This window comes from Lysinibacillus sp. CTST325, assembly GCF_054665055.1.
The window spans coordinates 1-17,666 of record NZ_BAAFHO010000017.1 but is presented as its reverse complement, the minus strand read 5'-3'; the positions used below and the strand labels follow the sequence as shown (position 1 = coordinate 17,666).

The window sequence follows — 17,666 nt, the reverse complement described above, 5'->3', positions numbered from 1 at the left end:
GCTTAAATATATGTCAAACAATACGATTTCATGAATGGTTCTGGCAGGCGTTCAAAGTGATCAGGACCGTACCGAAAGTGAGCGGGTTTGCCTCAAAACTGCTCAAGCCCAACAACGACAGCTCAAGCGGAGTCCAAAAATGTTCAATTCTCATATTATTTTTTAGGGAATGTAATAATAAACGTTGTCCCATTAGAAGGTTCGCTCTGTACTGAGATAGTACCGTTATGAGCTTGAACAAGTTTATAAACAATCGCCATGCCCAATCCAGTACCTTCAGAAGAAGATTCTGTAGTAGTTCCACGATAATATTGTTGGAATATATTCTCCATCATATGTTGAGACATACCTACGCCATTATCCACAATGTGGATTTCTACATGCTCTGCCATTTCGAAAATCTGTGTATAAATATTTGTATTAGGTGGATTGTGGATAATGGCATTCATAAGAATGTTTTGTAATATGCGTTGCATGAATTTCGTATCAAATTCAATGTTTATAACAGATGTATCAGTTTTAAAGTGCAATATATAGTCATTGGCCTGTGGATTGTTGCTTATATTAGCAACAATTCTTTTTGTAAAGTCCACAATATCTTGATTGGTTTTATGTAAGGGTAACTGACCGTCTGTATTATTAAACTGAATGACGAGACTTAAATCTTGAATAAGTTCTTCCATATGCTTGCCTTTATCTGCAATCTCTTGAATAAAGGAACGAGCTTCTTCTTTGGACCAATCGTATTGCTCGTTTAATAATAGGGTAGAGTAGCCTGTAATATACGTTAATGGCGTTTTTAAATCATGGGATATACCTGCAATCCATTCTTGTTTTGCTTGTTCAACTTTTTCACGTTCTGTTTCAGCAGCTTTTAATTTCCCTGATAAGGATTGTAGGTGTTGAAGTACTTCTCGATATAACATATAACGCATACGGAGCTTTCCTTTGCGTGTATAGATTTTAGATAGGCCAACAGGTTGTGTATAGTTTTCCTGTGATAGCTGATGGATCCAAGACATTATAAAACCAAGAGGACCCCCGAAATACCAACCAAAAACAGCGATACAAACAATAGTGCTGAATCCGAAAATCCATGCGACTAGTAGACTTTGATAAGCTTCACTAACAGATTTTTTAAAGAGCGGAAGAATACCTTCGAGTCCGATTACAATACAAATTCCACTCAAAAGCATCCACAGAATAATCCCCAATGAAAGATGTAACGTAAATCGAGTATTTATTCGCATAGTGAATCCTCTTTCGGTGGAATGAATTTATACCCAATGCCCCTTAAATTCACAATGATTTTAGGATTACGCGTATCATCCCCAAGTTTTTTCCTTAGCTTCGAAATATGAATCGTGACTGTTTTCTCCTCACCATATACATCATTTCCCCACACGAATTCGTAGAGCTGTGAAGTTGTAAAAATACGATTTGGATTTTTACAAAAGAAGTGCAGTAGCTCTAGCTCTTTAGCTGTACATTCGACGAGTTGATTGTGAACGGTTAATGTTGCAGATTCAGGATTAAGAGCAAAGTAACCGAAATCAAATTTTGTACTTTGCTGTTGCTGAGAACTTTCATACATTTTTTGACGTCGAAGGATGACCTTTATTCGAGCGACAACTTCTAAAGGATTAAAAGGTTTTGTAATATAATCATCTCCGCCAATACCCAATCCCGTTAATTTATCAAAATCAGTAGAGCGAGCACTGACAAAAATAATAGGTGTATTTGTATGCTTGCGAATTTCTGTGCAAAGCTCAAAGCCGCTTATATCCGGTAGCATGATATCGAGCAAAATAATATCGTAATGATTTTCTTTTACAAGCTGTAGTGTATTTTTGCCTGTTGAAGCAGTATCAATATTGATAAAGTTTTCTTTCCGTAACGTAATTTCTAATAATTTTAATATACCAATCTCATCATCTACGATTAGGATTTTTTCAGCAGTTTCCATTTTTATCCCTCATTTCAATTTCATCATAACAGCTTCTGATTTTTATATCTTTATTCTCTTGAAAAAAATTACTGTCATTTTCCATCGAGTTTACTTTGATTTTACTTTCGTTTATTAAGCTTAATGTAACGAATTCAAAACGATAAGGAGTACATAACATGGAAACTGTTATTCAACTACATCAATTAAGTAAGAACTTTAAAGGAGTCGAAACCGTCTCGAATGTCAATATGAACGTTAAGAAGGGAGAGATTTATGGGTTTTTAGGTCCGAATGGAGCTGGAAAAACGACGATTATGAAAATGATTTTAAATTTAGTAAAACCAACTTCAGGTGATATTAAAATATTGAATCAATCCATCTCTACTACTTCCTATCAATACTTGAGCAAAATAGGAAGTATTATCGAGTACCCGGAATTTTACGATAGGCTAACAGCGAAGGAGAATTTAGAACTTCATTGTGAGTATATTGGGGTTTATGAAAAAGGAGCTACTGAAGAGGCATTAGAGATAGTAGGTCTTAATGGTGTTGAACATAAAAAAATACATGAATTTTCTCTGGGGATGAAGCAAAGATTAGGCATCGCACGTGCCATTGTTGCCAAACCGGAAATTCTTATTTTAGATGAGCCGATTAATGGTCTTGATCCAATTGGTATTAAAGATATTCGGGAACTCTTGCTACATCTAAAGGGGAAGTTTGGTATCACCATATTAATATCAAGTCATATCGTGTCAGAAATTGAATCAATAGCAGATACAATTGGCATCCTTCATCATGGGAAATTATTGAAAGAGGTACGAATGGACGATATTCGAAAAGAGAACATGGAGTATCTGGAGATAAAAATAGACGATGCAAAAAAAGCGATTCATGTGCTAGAGAACAAGTTAGGAATTCGAAAATATGAAGTTGTCAATCAGCATTGTATTCGAATTTTTGAACATGATATTTCTCAATCTCAAATTAATAAAGAACTTATATTCAATAACATTGCTGTCAATGGCATTGAAAAACAGCAACAGCATTTAGAAGAGTATTTCTTAAATCTTATTAATGGAGGGAATCAAATTGCTTAAACTATTAAGACTTGAATGGAAAAAGAATAGTATGTCTAGCTATTTTAAAAGCTTAATCATTTGTATTATTGGAATTTTTGCGGCAGTTGCACTTATGGCAGTTGGTTCTGAAGATGAAAAGATGTTTCTAGATTATACAGATTTTATGTCTTTGACAAATATTTTAATTCGCATTGTTTTTATCATTTTTTCGAGTGTGATTTTATCCCGTTTAGTCATTGACGAATACAAAAATAAGACGGTTCAATTATTATTTACGTATCCATTAAAAAGGAAAAAGATTATTTTTGCTAAGCTGTCTTTAGTTTTTGGATTCTGTTTCTTTAGCATTATTATTGCGACCTTTATGATGAATATCGCTGTTTATTTTTTAAATCCAATGATGAACTTGTTTGAGGCTCCCGTTGAGATACAGGAGATGGTAGCTACTATACCGTCTACCTTGATCATGGCTTTTATGATGGCTGGCGTAAGCTTAATTCCTTTGTACTTTGGTATGCGAAAAAAATCAACAGCTGCGACAATTACATCTGCTGTTCTAATTGGATTTTTGATTAATGCAACGGTTTCGAATGGGGATACATCTACAAGTTTATCTCAATTTATCATTGTCCCAACAATAATGTGTCTATTAGGGCTTATTATCGGCTATCTGTCCTATTATAAAGTCGATAAAGCAGATTTAACTTAAAAACGAGAAATGAGGATGTAAAGTGAAAAAAGTAATCATAGCCTCAATATTTGTTGTTGCGGTAGGAGGAATACTCTTCACCCTTAAAATCAATGGAGAAAAGAGCATCACTGAAGAACAGTCCTTTGATGTTGAGCAAATTGAAGAACTAGAATTAAACATAGAGTCCTGGAATATAGCATTAGAAAATACAGAATCTGATAAACTAGCAATTGAATTTGAAGGTAAGCAACAACAAAAGCTGCAAAGCAATCCTGTTGAAATAAAGAAAGACGGAAATAAAATAAAGGTACTTCAACAAGACACTGAAAAAGGGGCTATGAAAAATTTTAGCTTTGGAAAAAAAGCTACTATTCACATTTCAATCCCTAAAAATGCAGTGAGTAAGATTGCATTAAAAAATAGTTATGGTGATATCAAAATTAACAACATTGAAACAGAAGAACTTTCGATTTCAACGGATTCTGGCGCTAAAATCATTAAAGGGCTATCGGCAGATAAAGGTACAATTACATCAAAAGATGGTGAATTGAGTATCGTTGACAGTTCTTTAAATGAATTAACAATAACCGCTACAAACGGTGATAGCTATATTACTAGAGTCAACAGTCCGAAAACGAAAATTACTTCGACTAGCGGTGAGGTCTTAATGAAAGAAATCATCGAAGGGAAAGCACTATTTGTAGAAACGGCTTCAGGTGATATTACAATATCATACAAAGAGGCCCCAAAATCATTAGGGATTATAGCGAACAGTGAATCATCGGACATAAGCGTGAATTTAGAAGGTTACAAGAAAGAAAAACATACGGATCAATTAAAAACAGGTAAGATTGGTAATGCTTCGAACAAATTGGAACTAATTAGCAAAGAAGGTATAATAACTGTAAAATAAAAACCTACAATCTGTGAGGTTAATGAATCATGTTAAGACGAGAACTTGTTTCAAAAGTAGCGGAACATATTTTAACTTATTTCAGCGGGTGTCCAAACACCCGCTGAAATAGAGGAACTTAGTCTAAGAACGCCACGTCCTGTGGCAACGACTGAGTGACCAACATCGTGTTGGCCCAAAGCCTCCGGCGGATGTCACGGAATCGGAAAGGAGTACACATAGGATGTCAGCCTAAAAGCATCGCATCCATGCGATAACGGCTAACTGACCTGCATCCTACAGGCCTAAGCACAAAGCCGATTCCGGACGCAATTATGCCGAGGCATAATTGATATTTACAACTTCACCGTCCAAGTAGAGTGGCGATTAGTGGAATAACCGCTTCAGGGAAAACAACCTTTGCCAATGAACTTGCTGAAGAGCTTCGTCGAAGAAAAAAACGAACAAGCATTGATAATTTTCATCATCCAAGAGCGATTCGTTATAGACAAGGAAAAGATTCAGCAATCGGTTATTATGAAGATGCACACGATTATCAAGCACTAAAGGAAAAACTGCTAATTCTTTTGGGGGAAAATGGAGATCGCCAGTATTAGACGATTTCATTCGATTTAGAAAAAGATGAATATGTAAATCCTGAGCAACAGCTTGCAAAAGACGATACCATTTTCATTGTTGATGGAACATTCTTATTGAAAAAAGAACTAATACATTTATTTGATTATAAAATTTTTGTACAGACAGATTTTGAGCTAGCTAGAAAAAGGGGAGCAAAACGGGAGACGATTGCATTCGGAAGCTATGAAAGTGCTGAGATTATGTTCCTTAACCGGTATCATACTGCATCAAGTCTAAATTTAAAAGAACATGAACCACAACAACATGCAGATATTGTGGTTAATAACAATAATATCGATTCTCCCTATTTTCTCTAGGAGGTTAGAAATGACTAAACATATCTATGTAATAAGGCATTGCGAAGCCAAAGGACAATCTTCGTATGCTTCTTTAACGGAACAGGGCTTTCAGCAGGCTGAAGTTTTAGCTGATTTTTTCGCTGACAAAAAAATTGATCGAATTATTACTAGTCCCTTTTTAAGAGCAATTCAAACTATAGAACCGCTAAGTTCGAGAGAAAATATAAATATTGAAATTGACGAACGCCTTTCAGAACGCATATTAAGCACAAGTGATTTGCCCGATTGGTATGGAAAACTTCGAGCAACTTTTACCGATATGGAGTTAAAGTTTGAGGGTGGAGAGTCAAGTAATGAAGCGATGGAACGTATCGTTAACGCAGTTGAGGAAACTTTCAAAAGTGAGTCCGAACGTACAATTATCGTTAGTCATGGAAATATAATGACCTTACTTTTGAATCATTATAATAGTGATGTTGACTTTCCATTTTGGACACGTCTAAGTAACCCAGATGTTTTTCAGCTAAGTGTTAAGGATCATGAAGTGACTCTAGAACGTATATGGGAATGATAGAAATTTTTTGCTGTAAATGTATTTTGTGATAAAAAGAAGCGATAGTGGGGGAGTAAGATGGATAGGTTATTGCAAGAGATCGTTACTTGGGTCAACAAGGAAGAGAAACCAATCGTCATTGGTATTTCAGGACATGGTGCAGCAGGAAAAACAACGTTTGCTAATAAGCTTATTGACTGTTTAAACCGAAGTGAAGTGAATTATATGAATACAGACCCGTATATTGTTAGTTCGGATATACGCAAGCATTCAATTCTCAACTATACTTTTCGAAACGTAAAGCATCATTTTAAAATGACCGCTTGCCATCCAGCGGCACATCATTTACCTTCTTTGGAAAGAGATGTTCAGATGGTTAGAGAAGGTCTGGATTTATTGACAATTGATACGCATTATATGAAAAGTGCGTTAATTTCTTCAAAAACTAAAGTAACCATTATTGAGGGAATGAGTGTAGCATTTATTAACCCGAAGTTATTTGATTTAAAAATTTATTTTTATACAGATGGTGAGACGGAATTAAAGAGAAGGTCGGGTCGTGATGTACTTGAAAGGGGAGCTGATATCAAATATTTAATGCAGTCACATGAAGAACGTAGAATTCAATATGAATTGTTTATGCATTCGTATAGTCAGCATTTTGATATTATTTTAAAAACCTCTGATGAAGTAATATGTCTAGAAAAAAATACGTTTGAATTTAACGACAGATAATCTCTACAAGATTCAATAACTTTAAGAGCCTTCATGTTATGAGGCAGAAGGCTCCTTTAATATTGGAATTTCACGCGGACAGTCGCATTAATAGTCATTTGACCTTGTTCTATAGGTGTAGAAATGGTGGAATCAACCGTCGCCATTGATCTATATAGGACAGGTCCAATTTCATGTTCCTCAATGATTTCGATTGGCTGGGGCTGGATGAGCAAATGCATCGTCTCGGCAATTGTTTTGGCTTTCATTTGGGCATTATGAAGAGCTAAGCTGAGTGCCTGCTGGTAGTATGCATCCGTATTTTCAATGTTAAACTGTATAGAGGAAGTGCGGTTTGCACCATTTTGCACAGATGTATCAATGACTGAGCCAACCTGATTTGTATCAGTTACTTTAACGGAAATAGCATTTGTCACTTCATAGCCATTAAAAACTTGTTTACCATTTTCAAATTCATAATGAGGTGCAATATTGTAGCCTGCCGTTTGGATATGTTCCTTTGGGATATGAAGAGCTAAAATGGATTGTATGACACGATTCATAATCATCGCATTTTCCTGCTGTGCATCTTGTACATTTTTTGCTTGTGTACTTACCTCTACCTGAAGCTGGACATAGCCTGCTTTAGCCATTACTTTTCCGGTTCCGGTCACAACTATGACACGGGGAGTTTGCTGACTAACATTTGTATAATACATAGAATACCACCTTTCAAAAGGCTCATACTATGCAAGATGAAATCGTTCAATTGAGTTTTATAATGAAGAAAAAGCGCCTAGTTTAATGCTTTGACGCTTTATTTATATCCAAAAATATCGATTATACCATTTTTAATAATGCCTCTACGCCAGACATTCCTTCAGTAATACCAAGTTGATGCGCTTCATATGTCACGGATTCTAATGGAGCCGTCAATAGCTCATCAATTGTTTTCACACCAACTGCTCGACCAGCAATAATCTTCCGGTCTGCTAAGCGGTCATTTAATAGACCAACATCTAAAGCCCCACACATAATGTAGCCCGTATCATTTGAAATTGTCAGCAGTGTTGTTTTTGGCAATTGAACAACTACTGCAGTGAAAAAATGGCCTTTAATCATAATAGGCTCAATTATCACCATCCGAAATCACTCCTTTTCTCTATATACATATGGCGATAGATAAAAAGGTGTTCGACATTTTCACAAAAATTATTTGTTACCTGAAACGTACGATATAAATGTATTCTTTGTAGCACCGAAATGTATCATTGGGCAAAACGAGGGGTTGATTTCCGTTCCGACTGGGCGCTTTCCTGGGGGTGTCCGATGAGCCGCTTGGGCCAACACGATGTTGGTCACGAAGGTGTTATCACAGGACGTGATGGTTTTAGCCTTCGTTCCTCTATCGCTAATCCCTAAGGAGTCGCCCAGTCTCCACTCCATCAACTACTTCACTGCATGTATCTTCTTCTTATCACTTTAATTTATAGTTATAAAAAGAAATTACAGCAATTATATCTGTGCGAAAGCGTTTAAAGTACACTTTAATTTTTATGACACAATAGTTCCCAACAAAAAAGAATCAACTCGTTTTATATAAGTTGATTCTTCTTTTGATTTATTTTGTATAAGAAAGCATAGCTGTTTGTTTGAAATTTTTTAACGCAACCGTTGCCTCGTTTTTAGTTTTATACTCGAACATACGATAAGTATTTTGTTCAAAAACTGTAATAATCCACATAATGAAAGATCCCCTTTGTTGGTTTTTTTTGTATTATAACAGATGGTGAAATGATTGATTTTTTCTTGCGTTGTTATATATCAGATATGTCTTTTATTTTACATCAATTAGTGAAAAAAGAAAGTACTTTGTGAGTGTTTTCACATTTCGTTCAAAATTAACAGGGAATTTATGAAATTTGGGATGAATAGATTTTTTTGAAATAGTTAAGAGGAGAAAACAGCCAAACCTATACAAGTATAATTCATTGTAATTCGTAAATAGTAAGTTGACGGAGTTATGTGAATTTGAACTTGGGAGGTGATGCTTATGACACGTAAATATATATTGATTTTATCCTTTTGTTTTTTAATCATATCGGTATTTTTTACAGGGCTGACAACATATGCGGATAAAGGTCGACCATATTATGAGGAGACAGGGGAAGTTGTGTGGGATATTAACACAAAAGACAAAATAATTGCTCTAACCTTTGACGATGGACCTCATCCTAAATATACAGCGGCTATTTTAGATTTATTGGCAAAGTATGATGCGAAGGCGACGTTTTTTGTTATTGGAAAAAATGCAGAAAAATATCCAGACCTTGTTTTACGATCTTATTCTGAAGGGCATGAGCTGGCCAATCATACGTATTCACATCCGTTTAAAGCTTCCGTAGCTGAATTACAGGCACAACTACGTAAGACAAAGGAAATAATTTATGGTATTACTGGATTTGCACCAGTTTTGTTTCGTCCTGTAGGTGGTTACTATAATGATCAAATGATCAATTCCGCTGTTAAGGATGGATACAAAGTAGTTATGTGGTCTTGGCATCAGGATACTCAAGATTGGAAACAGCCGGGGGTTAACAAAATTATCCAAAAAGTGATGAAGGGGTCGAAGCCTGGAGATGTTATTTTGTTCCATGATGGAGGCGGCGACCGTACGCAAACCATTAAGGCACTGGAAGAAATCTTACCAGAACTTAAAAAACAAGGTTATACATTTGTCACAATATCCGAGTTGATTAAAAGTAAACAGCAACAAGAGCAAGTGCAATAAGGAAAAACAAGCCATTTCAGCAACATGAAATGGCTTGTTTTTTTCCCCCATGACTGTAAGTCTGTCATCGCGCAGCGGATAGTATAATTAGTCATTTCAATATTACCAAAATAATAGTGGTGCTAATGCAATTCCGGCAACCACTCCAAATGCGATTCCAACGCCAAAGCCTGCTCCTGATCCTCCCCAACCCCAGTAACCTAAACCATAACCGCCAAATCGTCTATCAGGTAGAATCCACACCTGTCTTCTATCCACCCTAGTTATTTCTCCATAATGTACTCTGCCGCCTCTTTCTGTAATTCTTACGCGTTTACCATGATATTTACAGCAAAGATTATAAGTATCAGCTGGATTCACAAACTATCCCTCCTTTCGACTTCCTTACAAGCTAATATATGCGGTTGCAATCATTATCACTAGCCGATTGTCTACTTCGGACATAAGCTATAGTAAGGAGGGAATGTATGTCAGTAATACCAACAGATGAGTGGCTCAATGAATTAATAGCTAGTCAAAGGCTTAATGACAGTAAAAATCCTGAGGACTTACAACGGTCTATTCTTTGCGGTCGTTTAGTAGATATTTTTATTGGTGGATCTCTAGATGAAATACAATTTGAACTACAGCAACAGGGGCTTTTCAAATCATATGAGAAAATAGACATTAACAAGTTAAAAAAACAAAACGTTTGGGAAGTAGTACAGAAGGAATTTATCTATTTAAAGGAGAAATGGAGCGGTCCGACTATACCAATCTATATCTTTCCGATAACACAGGAGCAAACGGTTACTAATAAAAATGGTGTTGCCTATCCAAATGCTTTGTTTTTATATATTGGAGAGCTTGAAAAGCAGGAGCTTAAAGCATTATTTGCACATGAGTATAATCATGTTTGTCGTCTACAATATTTAGATAAATCTCTAGACGCAGTGACGTTGTTAGATTCTTTAATTTTAGAGGGATTAGCAGAATGTGCAGTGGAGGAGATTTACGGTGATCAATGGCTAGCGCCGTGGTTGAGGTCCTACTCATTAGAAAAAATGCTAGCAATTTGGAAGGAGCATTTTTTACCTCAAATCAATATTCAGGGTTTAAACAATCATGCTGAATTTTTATATGGTGGAAAGCTTCCTCAATGGATAGGGTATTGCATTGGTTATGAAATTGTAAGGACGTATATAAAAAATCATTCAGCCAATAACCTGCATGTAAAAAGCTCAAAGGAAATACTTGCTGGATCTGATTTTCCATTATAAGACGATATCTATATAAAAATAGCCAGTTGCCGATTCACCACTTGACAACTGGTCTTTATTTTCATTTATAGGATTATCATCATAACGTGTGGTTGATTTCCGTTCCGGCTGGGCGCTTTCCTGGGGGCGTCCGATGAGCCGCTTCGCTTCGCTGCAGGGTCTCGGGCCAACACGAGGTTGGTCACGAAGGCGTTTATCACAGGACGTGATGGTTTTAGCCTTCGTTCCTCTATTTGCTAATCCCCAAGGAGTCGCCCAGCCTCCACTCCAATCAACTTATACACATAGCATACGTTTTAAAAATATCATCTCCAACAATCGATGATGAGCTAGATAGCAATAATTCCTATTGCTACAGCAATGAATAGTAAAGTGATGCTCAATCCCCACATCCAGAAGAAAGAGAATTTTAAGTGTTTCCCCATTTCTAAGCCGGATAAGCCTAAAGCTAACCAAACAGCAGGGGCAAGTGGCGATACAAATGTACCTACAATATTACCAATAATCATTGCATAGGCAGTTGAAAGAGAATCAATATCGAAAGATAAGCCAATCTGTTCAACTACAGGGAATAAAGCGAAGTAATATGCATCTGTACTTAATAATAAATCAAATGGTACCCCTAAAACCCCGATAATAATATGTAAATAAGATGATAGGGCTGATGGTAGAATGTGTACGGCGTTGTTGGCAATTGCAGTTAACATTCCAGTACCATTAAGGATCCCTAAAAATAACCCAGCGGCAATAATGATAGACGCCATCGTTAAGGCATTCGGAGCATGTGCTCGTACACGTTCCATTTGTTCTTTAGGAGAACGATAGTTGATTGGCAAGGCGATGGCCACACCAATTAAAAAGGCTAACCCTGCTGGTAAAATACCTGCAACTAAAATTCCAATAACAAGAACAGTAACAATTGCATTGATCCACAATAGTTTTGGTCGTTGTAAGCTTGTGTCTACTTCTGATGAAACAACACCTTGAGTAATAGCATGATCATCATTTGTGAAGTCAAGGGTACCGTATTGTTTTAGAATACGGCGCTTTTCTCTAAAGCCAAGGAACACCGCTAAAGCTATCATTAACACGACACCAATGATTTGAATAGTGATTAAAGGATACCAAAGTTCAGTTACATCCGTCTCTAAAACGGAAGCAACACGACCTAATGGTCCACCCCAAGGAATCATATTAATAACTGCTGCAGCTCCCCCAACTAATAACAGCAATAGATATGGATTCATGCGTAAACGTAAATATAAAGGTAATAATGCTGGAATTGTAATTAAAAATGTTGAAGCACCAGAACCATCTAGTTGTGCTACTACAGCAATGATTACTGTTATTACTGCAACAACAATAATGTTTCCTTTTGAAAGCGCAATCATTTTATTGATCAATGGTTCGAATAATCCTACATCCTGCATAATACCAAAGAAAATAATAGCAAAGATAAACATAACAGCTACGTTCATTACAGAGCTTAATCCAGAACTAAAGAATTCTCCTAATTCATCAAAATTAAAGCCAGCTATAAATGCTGCTACGATAGGTGGTATTACCATTGCTACAAGTGGCGATACACGACCACTAATAAGTAGAGCAACAATAATAATAATGGTTAAAAATCCGATTATACTTAAACTCAAAAATATTTCCTCCCTTTGTGATCAATCATTCAGATTATTTAAAAAATATCATAGTGCCAAAGAGAGGAAAACAATATAGTCATATGTTAAATAAAGAATATAAGATTAGTTTTGTTCATAAGTTCCATGATATACATATTTCCGTTCAGGTCTTCCGACGGTGCCGTAAATCAATTTTGTCTGTAAAAACTGTTCGCCGACTAAGTATTCTAAATAACGGCGGGCTGTTGAACGACTAGAACCGATCAGTTCGCTTAATTGTGAGGCTGTTAGCTCCTGGGTTTTGAGATCTTCAAAAATGCTTTTAACAATTTGTAATGTGTGCAAATCTATACCTTTTACAAACGGTTCTTCATCTACTATTTTATTGTTTGATTCACTATAGAATAATGAATCAAGGTCATTTTGAGTGACATTTTTGCTATTTTGAAATAAACGAAGTTCCTGCAAATATTTCTGAAATGCGCGTTGAAGTCGTTGCTCTTCAAAAGGTTTTATTAAATAATCTAAAATTCCTAAGTCTACTATATCTTTTATTAAACTTATTTCAGTTGCTGCTGAGATTACGATAATTTTTATAGATGGATAGAGGTGGCGTATATGACTTACTAATGAGCTACCTTCAACATCAGGAATATACAAATCTGTTAATATAATTTCTGGCAAACTAGAAGTCATCTTTAGTTTTTCAATCGTTTCTTTTCCAGTACGTAAATTTTCAGTAACGATAAATCCTTGTATATTATGAACATAATCTGCATGTATTTTTGCTACTCTAAAGTCATCTTCAATAATCCATACACTTTTTGATATTGTCATTCTCAATGTCTCCTTTAGGAACTATTATTAAAAAACATGCTCCTGATAAATCACCTGAATCCAATAAAATTTCCCCATTTATCTCCTGAAGAGCCTTCTTGCTTATAGCAAGTCCATGTCCGCGATCTAACCCTTCTTTAGTCGATACCCCTTTTGTAAAAATTTTATCGTAAATATGGTTATCGATACCCGGTCCATTGTCTTGAATCTCAAATAAGTAATGGTTTTTATAATTGTTGATTGATAGTTGAATCACTTTATCTGAGGACTCCCAGCTTTTTAAAGTTTCAATAGCGTTTTGAAGTACATTACCAAGAGCTGTTAGGATAGCATTTTCTTGCTGTTTGGATAATTCGATAGATGAAGAAATTTCGTTTAGCTCGAGTTTGATGCCTAGTTCTGCGGCTTCTGCAATTTTCCCCTGAATTAATGCAAGTAGAAGAGGGCTTGTTACATTGCTACTTAAAAACGCCTGATTTTTAAGTTGTATGTTGCGTTCTTCTTTAATAAATTCAATTGCTTCATTGTAATGCTTATGAACAAGCAAACCTAAAATGATATGAAGCTTATTAGCAAATTCATGAGTATATGCCCGTTGAACATTTGCATACTGCTTCATCTGTTTTAATTCATCAATGATTTTTTGAATATCTACTTTCTTTCTAAAGGTGTATAGTGAACCAATTTTCCTTTTCTTTTCAACTAAAGGCGTTTTATTTAAAATGATAATATGCTCATCAAGTGGTAGCTCTAAATTATGGATGTTTTTCTCTGCAACAATTTTAGGCGTAAAAATATGTTCAATTTTTGTACCCATCCAATCTGATAGAGATTTATTGTGAGCTGAATCTAACATTTCATAAGCACTTCTATTAATGGTCGTAATTTGATTAAAGTGATCGACAGCTATTATACCCTCAGCTGTTGTTTCTAAAATGACCTTGTTTTGTTGATATAATTTAGCGATTTGAATAGGCTCCATATTAAACAATAACTTTTTAATATAAATGGAAATAGCTATTGCACCTAATATGCCTATTAAAAGAATAATTAAGGTGTATTTGCTCCACTTGTGAATATAGCTTTCGATGATTGTGTCGATATTTTCTGTTAAAAAACCGACAGATACAACACCAATAATTTTATTGTCTAATATGATGGGAGCTTTACCTCGAATAGATTCGCCTAATGACCCCATGGTTTTTGAAATATAAGCTTGTCTATCTAGCAATGCAGCATCATTGTCTCCACCAACCATTTTTTCTCCAATTTTATCTTTTAAAGGATGGGAATAACGAATTCCTTCAGAATTACCAACGACAATATATGCTGCGCCAGTTTCTTTTCTTAAAGGCTCGACGATTGGTTGGATGATTTCACTTGGATTTTCTTTATCAAATGCTGTAATGATTTCTTCCATAGATGTGAGGGTTTTTGCAATATTTAATGCTTCGGCTCCCATCTGGTTTTCTGTCGTATCCCGTATATGTTCTTGTAATAGATACATGAACATTCCACATATTAAAATGATCAGGGTACTTATTAAAAAAATCATTCTAGCTGTAAGAGATTGTAACCAACTTCTCATATTTCACCTCTATGTAGTTTGATACTCGCCATCAATTTTTCTATTGTGAAAGGTGACAGACTGCTAACTTTGCGGAAAAATAAAAATATCTCGAAAATAGCGCATTTGTCTGATGATTAGTCTATCATAAATATCTAAGAAATAGAGAAGGGCCTTCAAGCTTGATCTATTTTAAGAGAGTGGGAAAATCACCTCCAAAAGATGTAGATGGCCATTTGTTAAAACGTATGCTTTGAATATAAGTTGATTTCCGTTCAGGCTTGACGCCTCCAGGAAAACGTCAAGCCTGAACGGAAATCAACCCCATTGTATAGTGATGAACCTTGATTTTTGGTATTTGATGCATGTCCTTCAATGACATTGACACAAATTTTCCGCTACAATATGAGCAAGGAGTGATTGTAATGTCAAACGAACTTAAAAATGTATTACCACCAGTTATTGACTTGTCATCGAAGGTGTTAATCGTCGGCTCAATGCCAGGGAAGCAATCATTAGAGAAGCAACAATATTATGGTAACCCACGCAATCACTTTTGGCCGATTATTGGGGAAATATTAGAGGTGGATGTACCTCTGGATTATGAACAAAGATTAAAATTACTAAAGAACCATCATATTGGCCTCTGGGATACAATAGAATCGTGTGAGCGCAAAGGAAGCTTAGATGCGGCCATTCGTAATGAAAAACCGAATGATTTTAAAACGCTTTTTGAACACTATCCAAATATTGAGCTAGTGCTTTTTAATGGCGCAAAGGCATTCGAGGTTTTTAAAAAGCATATTGGCCTTGAGGTTTTAGATGGTCGAGCATATCAGAAAATGCCTTCAACTAGCCCAATACCAGGTAAAAATATTAAATCTTTTGAAGAAAAGCTTGAGGATTGGCGAGTGATGCACTCTTATTTGCCTAGATAATTACATTACAAAGAAATCCCCTCCGATTAGTGTTACTTGGCGGAGAGGATTATAAGCACTATTTAATAGATTACTGCCATGTATTGTAGTAAGATCCTGCTGGGCTATAAAAGAATTTAAAATGGTATTTTTCAGCTAGGGCATGACTTTTCTTTTCATCGTTAAATCCGATTGTCATCACCTGTGTATCGAATTTTTCTCGTATCTGAACTAATTGCTGTATCATATCTAACGACCATTCATTTTCTCCGACTACATCATACGAAAAGTTTTCCCACATAACAAAATCGATATATGGTGCTGTAAAATCAGCTAAAGTTTGAAAGCCCCAATTTTGAGCAACAGACAAATCGTTATATTGCTGCTTTATTTTTTTTATAAAGGCAAGCATTGCATCATTTTGCGCGCCCTGTTCTTTTTCAGGTAAGTAGGATTCGATATTACCAACAGTATCTAAAAACACGCCATCCAATCCTTTTTGAACAATTTGTTTTTGAATTTCTTCTAGTAAAAGTTCTTGATAGTGTTTAGATGTCATATCCATTAAATACGAATCCCACTCAGAGAAATACATCTTTTCTCCATGCTCGTCTTTATAAAAATCCTCTTCTTTCAATTGGCTATAGAACTCTGAATTCCATTTGTCTGCTTCCGTTGCGTTAATATAGCCATAAATTAATGTTCCATTTTTTTGAGCCTGTTTAATATACTTCTGCTGCATTTCGATAGGTTCCACAATGACCAAATCTAGCTTAGCCATTTCCTTGCCAATCTTTTCGTTTCCTGCATCTAAATAATACTTGTACTTCTTAACAGCGGCTAGCCTGTCTTGAATCCTTGATTCTACAGAAGAGTTTGTAGAGTTTAAAAATAGCCAGATCCCAAAGGACAATAGGATTGTAGTAATAAGTAAAAATATTTTGCGCATAAACACCCCTTTTATTGGAAATCGTACCTTTTATTATACGGTGCCAACCGTGAAAATACGAATGCAGTTAGTCCGGCTGAACACAAGTTAATAGGCGACTGCTCAGCGGTTATTAGCCCTTTTACATATATTGAATTATGTAAAGGAGGGGTTTATCATATACAATCCATATGAAGAAATTATGCCACTGCCAGAACCCGGTTTCGAACCATCGTTTGGACTACCTGGTTTTAGACCACCACCATCTGAACCGCCTGGTTTTGGACCGCCACCACCATTAGGCCCACCAAGTTTCGGACCACCACCAGCAGGTCAAATGCCTCTTGGTCCACCGCCTAGCTTTGTGCCATCACTTCCACCTTTTGGAGTAGGTACAAGTGGTATTCAATCATGCTTATTCAGGAATACGTATATATGGATGTTCAATGGAACAGGCTTTTGGTTCTTCCTAACTGCTGTAGGAAGAGAGTTTATAGCAGGGTTCCGATGGAGTAGCAGAAGTGGTTGGCGCTTCCAAACCATTGCAAGAAGAAGTATTCGCTCGTATGAATGTACGAGATGGTAAGTAGGCGTATTAAGTAGCCATGTTAAACTTCGTTCCTCTATTACTAATCCCCAAGGAGGCGCCCAGTTTCTACTCCAATCAATCATTTTACTCAGTATGTATCTAGAAAGCGAATAGCTTAAAACGTAAATCACCTAAACGTCTGCATTAACCATTTTATTTTTCAACAATAATAAAACTCCTAAAGCATGTATCTCTGCTCTGAACTGCACCCCAATTGTTAGACACATCTAACAATTGGAGGTGCAGTTTTTCTATGGCTAAATATACTGTAGAAGATAAATTACAAGCAGTTGAGCGTTACTTAAATGGAAATGAAAGTGCTAATA

General features: G+C 35.9%; 20 protein-coding genes and 1 pseudogene. 11 read left to right on the top strand and 10 right to left on the bottom strand.

Annotated features, from left to right (window positions below):
• Nucleotides 1-155: 155 nt before the first annotated feature.
• Nucleotides 156-1,250 carry a sensor histidine kinase gene (locus ACYQ73_RS24460; RefSeq protein WP_460014833.1) on the bottom strand — a complete coding sequence of 365 codons (1,095 nt, stop codon included), beginning with the start codon at nucleotides 1,248-1,250 and terminating at the stop codon, nucleotides 156-158.
• Nucleotides 1,241-1,966 carry a response regulator transcription factor gene (locus ACYQ73_RS24455; protein ID WP_460014832.1) on the bottom strand — a complete coding sequence of 242 codons (726 nt, stop codon included), beginning with the start codon at nucleotides 1,964-1,966 and terminating at the stop codon, nucleotides 1,241-1,243. The genes ACYQ73_RS24460 and ACYQ73_RS24455 overlap by 10 nt, the downstream gene beginning before the upstream one ends.
• 158 nt (nucleotides 1,967-2,124) lie before the next feature.
• Between ACYQ73_RS24455 and ACYQ73_RS24450 the strand changes: the two genes are divergently transcribed.
• The 6 genes and pseudogenes from ACYQ73_RS24450 to ACYQ73_RS24425 all read left to right on the top strand — a co-directional run bounded on the left by ACYQ73_RS24450 (nucleotide 2,125) and on the right by ACYQ73_RS24425 (nucleotide 6,839).
• Nucleotides 2,125-3,048, top strand: coding sequence for an ABC transporter ATP-binding protein (locus tag ACYQ73_RS24450; protein WP_460014831.1), 924 nt, complete (start codon nucleotides 2,125-2,127; stop codon nucleotides 3,046-3,048).
• Complete coding sequence (locus ACYQ73_RS24445; protein ID WP_460014830.1) at nucleotides 3,041-3,739, top strand: ABC transporter permease; 699 nt, start codon at nucleotides 3,041-3,043, stop codon at nucleotides 3,737-3,739. The genes ACYQ73_RS24450 and ACYQ73_RS24445 overlap by 8 nt, the downstream gene beginning before the upstream one ends.
• 22 nt (nucleotides 3,740-3,761) lie before the next feature.
• On the top strand, nucleotides 3,762-4,634 hold the full coding sequence (locus tag ACYQ73_RS24440; RefSeq protein WP_460014829.1) for a DUF4097 family beta strand repeat-containing protein: 873 nt from the start codon (nucleotides 3,762-3,764) through the stop codon (nucleotides 4,632-4,634).
• Between the two features lie 359 nt (nucleotides 4,635-4,993).
• Nucleotides 4,994-5,569: pseudogene (locus tag ACYQ73_RS24435) on the top strand (hypothetical protein).
• 10 nt (nucleotides 5,570-5,579) lie between these two features.
• Nucleotides 5,580-6,122, top strand: a complete 543-nt coding sequence (locus ACYQ73_RS24430) for a histidine phosphatase family protein (RefSeq protein ID WP_460014828.1) — start codon at nucleotides 5,580-5,582, stop codon at nucleotides 6,120-6,122.
• 60 nt (nucleotides 6,123-6,182) lie between these two features.
• A complete protein-coding gene (locus tag ACYQ73_RS24425; protein ID WP_460014827.1) occupies nucleotides 6,183-6,839 on the top strand; it encodes a uridine kinase family protein in 657 nt (218 codons plus the stop codon).
• A gap of 56 nt (nucleotides 6,840-6,895) precedes the next feature.
• Here the strand turns inward: ACYQ73_RS24425 and ACYQ73_RS24420 are convergent, their stop codons facing one another.
• The 3 genes from ACYQ73_RS24420 to ACYQ73_RS24410 all read right to left on the bottom strand — a co-directional run bounded on the left by ACYQ73_RS24420 (nucleotide 6,896) and on the right by ACYQ73_RS24410 (nucleotide 8,562).
• Nucleotides 6,896-7,537 (bottom strand): SIMPL domain-containing protein, encoded by a 642-nt coding sequence (locus tag ACYQ73_RS24420; RefSeq protein WP_460014826.1) that lies wholly within the window; start codon nucleotides 7,535-7,537, stop codon nucleotides 6,896-6,898.
• Between the two features lie 121 nt (nucleotides 7,538-7,658).
• Complete coding sequence (locus ACYQ73_RS24415) at nucleotides 7,659-7,961, bottom strand: YunC family protein (RefSeq protein WP_049663111.1); 303 nt, start codon at nucleotides 7,959-7,961, stop codon at nucleotides 7,659-7,661.
• 478 nt (nucleotides 7,962-8,439) lie between these two features.
• Entirely contained in the window at nucleotides 8,440-8,562 is a 123-nt protein-coding gene (locus ACYQ73_RS24410) for a hypothetical protein (RefSeq protein WP_256469487.1), read from the bottom strand.
• A 309-nt stretch (nucleotides 8,563-8,871) separates the two neighbouring features.
• On the opposite strand from ACYQ73_RS24410, the gene ACYQ73_RS24405 reads away from it, so the two are divergent.
• Complete coding sequence (locus tag ACYQ73_RS24405) at nucleotides 8,872-9,609, top strand: polysaccharide deacetylase family protein (protein WP_460014825.1); 738 nt, start codon at nucleotides 8,872-8,874, stop codon at nucleotides 9,607-9,609.
• Nucleotides 9,610-9,711: 102 nt separating this feature from the next.
• Here the strand turns inward: ACYQ73_RS24405 and ACYQ73_RS24400 are convergent, their stop codons facing one another.
• Nucleotides 9,712-9,969 carry a hypothetical protein gene (locus ACYQ73_RS24400; protein ID WP_460014824.1) on the bottom strand — a complete coding sequence of 86 codons (258 nt, stop codon included), beginning with the start codon at nucleotides 9,967-9,969 and terminating at the stop codon, nucleotides 9,712-9,714.
• A 107-nt stretch (nucleotides 9,970-10,076) separates the two neighbouring features.
• Between ACYQ73_RS24400 and ACYQ73_RS24395 the strand changes: the two genes are divergently transcribed.
• Both ACYQ73_RS24395 and ACYQ73_RS24390 read left to right on the top strand, forming a co-directional pair.
• A complete protein-coding gene (locus tag ACYQ73_RS24395; protein WP_460014823.1) occupies nucleotides 10,077-10,868 on the top strand; it encodes a DUF2268 domain-containing putative Zn-dependent protease in 792 nt (263 codons plus the stop codon).
• A 133-nt stretch (nucleotides 10,869-11,001) separates the two neighbouring features.
• Nucleotides 11,002-11,193, top strand: a complete 192-nt coding sequence (locus ACYQ73_RS24390; RefSeq protein ID WP_460014822.1) for a hypothetical protein — start codon at nucleotides 11,002-11,004, stop codon at nucleotides 11,191-11,193.
• 4 nt (nucleotides 11,194-11,197) lie between these two features.
• Here ACYQ73_RS24390 and ACYQ73_RS24385 read toward each other — a convergent pair whose 3' ends face one another.
• From ACYQ73_RS24385 to ACYQ73_RS24375, 3 genes are all read right to left on the bottom strand, one after another.
• Nucleotides 11,198-12,520: a CitMHS family transporter gene (locus ACYQ73_RS24385; RefSeq protein ID WP_460014821.1), complete on the bottom strand. Its 1,323-nt coding sequence runs from the start codon at nucleotides 12,518-12,520 to the stop codon at nucleotides 11,198-11,200.
• 105 nt (nucleotides 12,521-12,625) lie between these two features.
• Nucleotides 12,626-13,339, bottom strand: coding sequence for a response regulator (locus tag ACYQ73_RS24380; RefSeq protein ID WP_460014820.1), 714 nt, complete (start codon nucleotides 13,337-13,339; stop codon nucleotides 12,626-12,628).
• Nucleotides 13,308-14,846 (bottom strand): ATP-binding protein, encoded by a 1,539-nt coding sequence (locus ACYQ73_RS24375; protein ID WP_460014819.1) that lies wholly within the window; start codon nucleotides 14,844-14,846, stop codon nucleotides 13,308-13,310. The genes ACYQ73_RS24380 and ACYQ73_RS24375 overlap by 32 nt, the downstream gene beginning before the upstream one ends.
• Nucleotides 14,847-15,331: 485 nt before the next feature.
• Between ACYQ73_RS24375 and ACYQ73_RS24370 the strand changes: the two genes are divergently transcribed.
• Nucleotides 15,332-15,844, top strand: coding sequence for a DNA-deoxyinosine glycosylase (locus tag ACYQ73_RS24370; RefSeq protein ID WP_460014818.1), 513 nt, complete (start codon nucleotides 15,332-15,334; stop codon nucleotides 15,842-15,844).
• 70 nt (nucleotides 15,845-15,914) lie between these two features.
• On the opposite strand, the gene ACYQ73_RS24365 is transcribed toward ACYQ73_RS24370, so the two are convergent.
• On the bottom strand, nucleotides 15,915-16,772 hold the full coding sequence (locus ACYQ73_RS24365; protein ID WP_460014817.1) for an endo alpha-1,4 polygalactosaminidase: 858 nt from the start codon (nucleotides 16,770-16,772) through the stop codon (nucleotides 15,915-15,917).
• A gap of 130 nt (nucleotides 16,773-16,902) precedes the next feature.
• Between ACYQ73_RS24365 and ACYQ73_RS24360 the strand changes: the two genes are divergently transcribed.
• Nucleotides 16,903-17,337: a hypothetical protein gene (locus ACYQ73_RS24360; protein ID WP_460014816.1), complete on the top strand. Its 435-nt coding sequence runs from the start codon at nucleotides 16,903-16,905 to the stop codon at nucleotides 17,335-17,337.
• The last annotated feature ends 329 nt before the right edge of the window (nucleotides 17,338-17,666 follow it).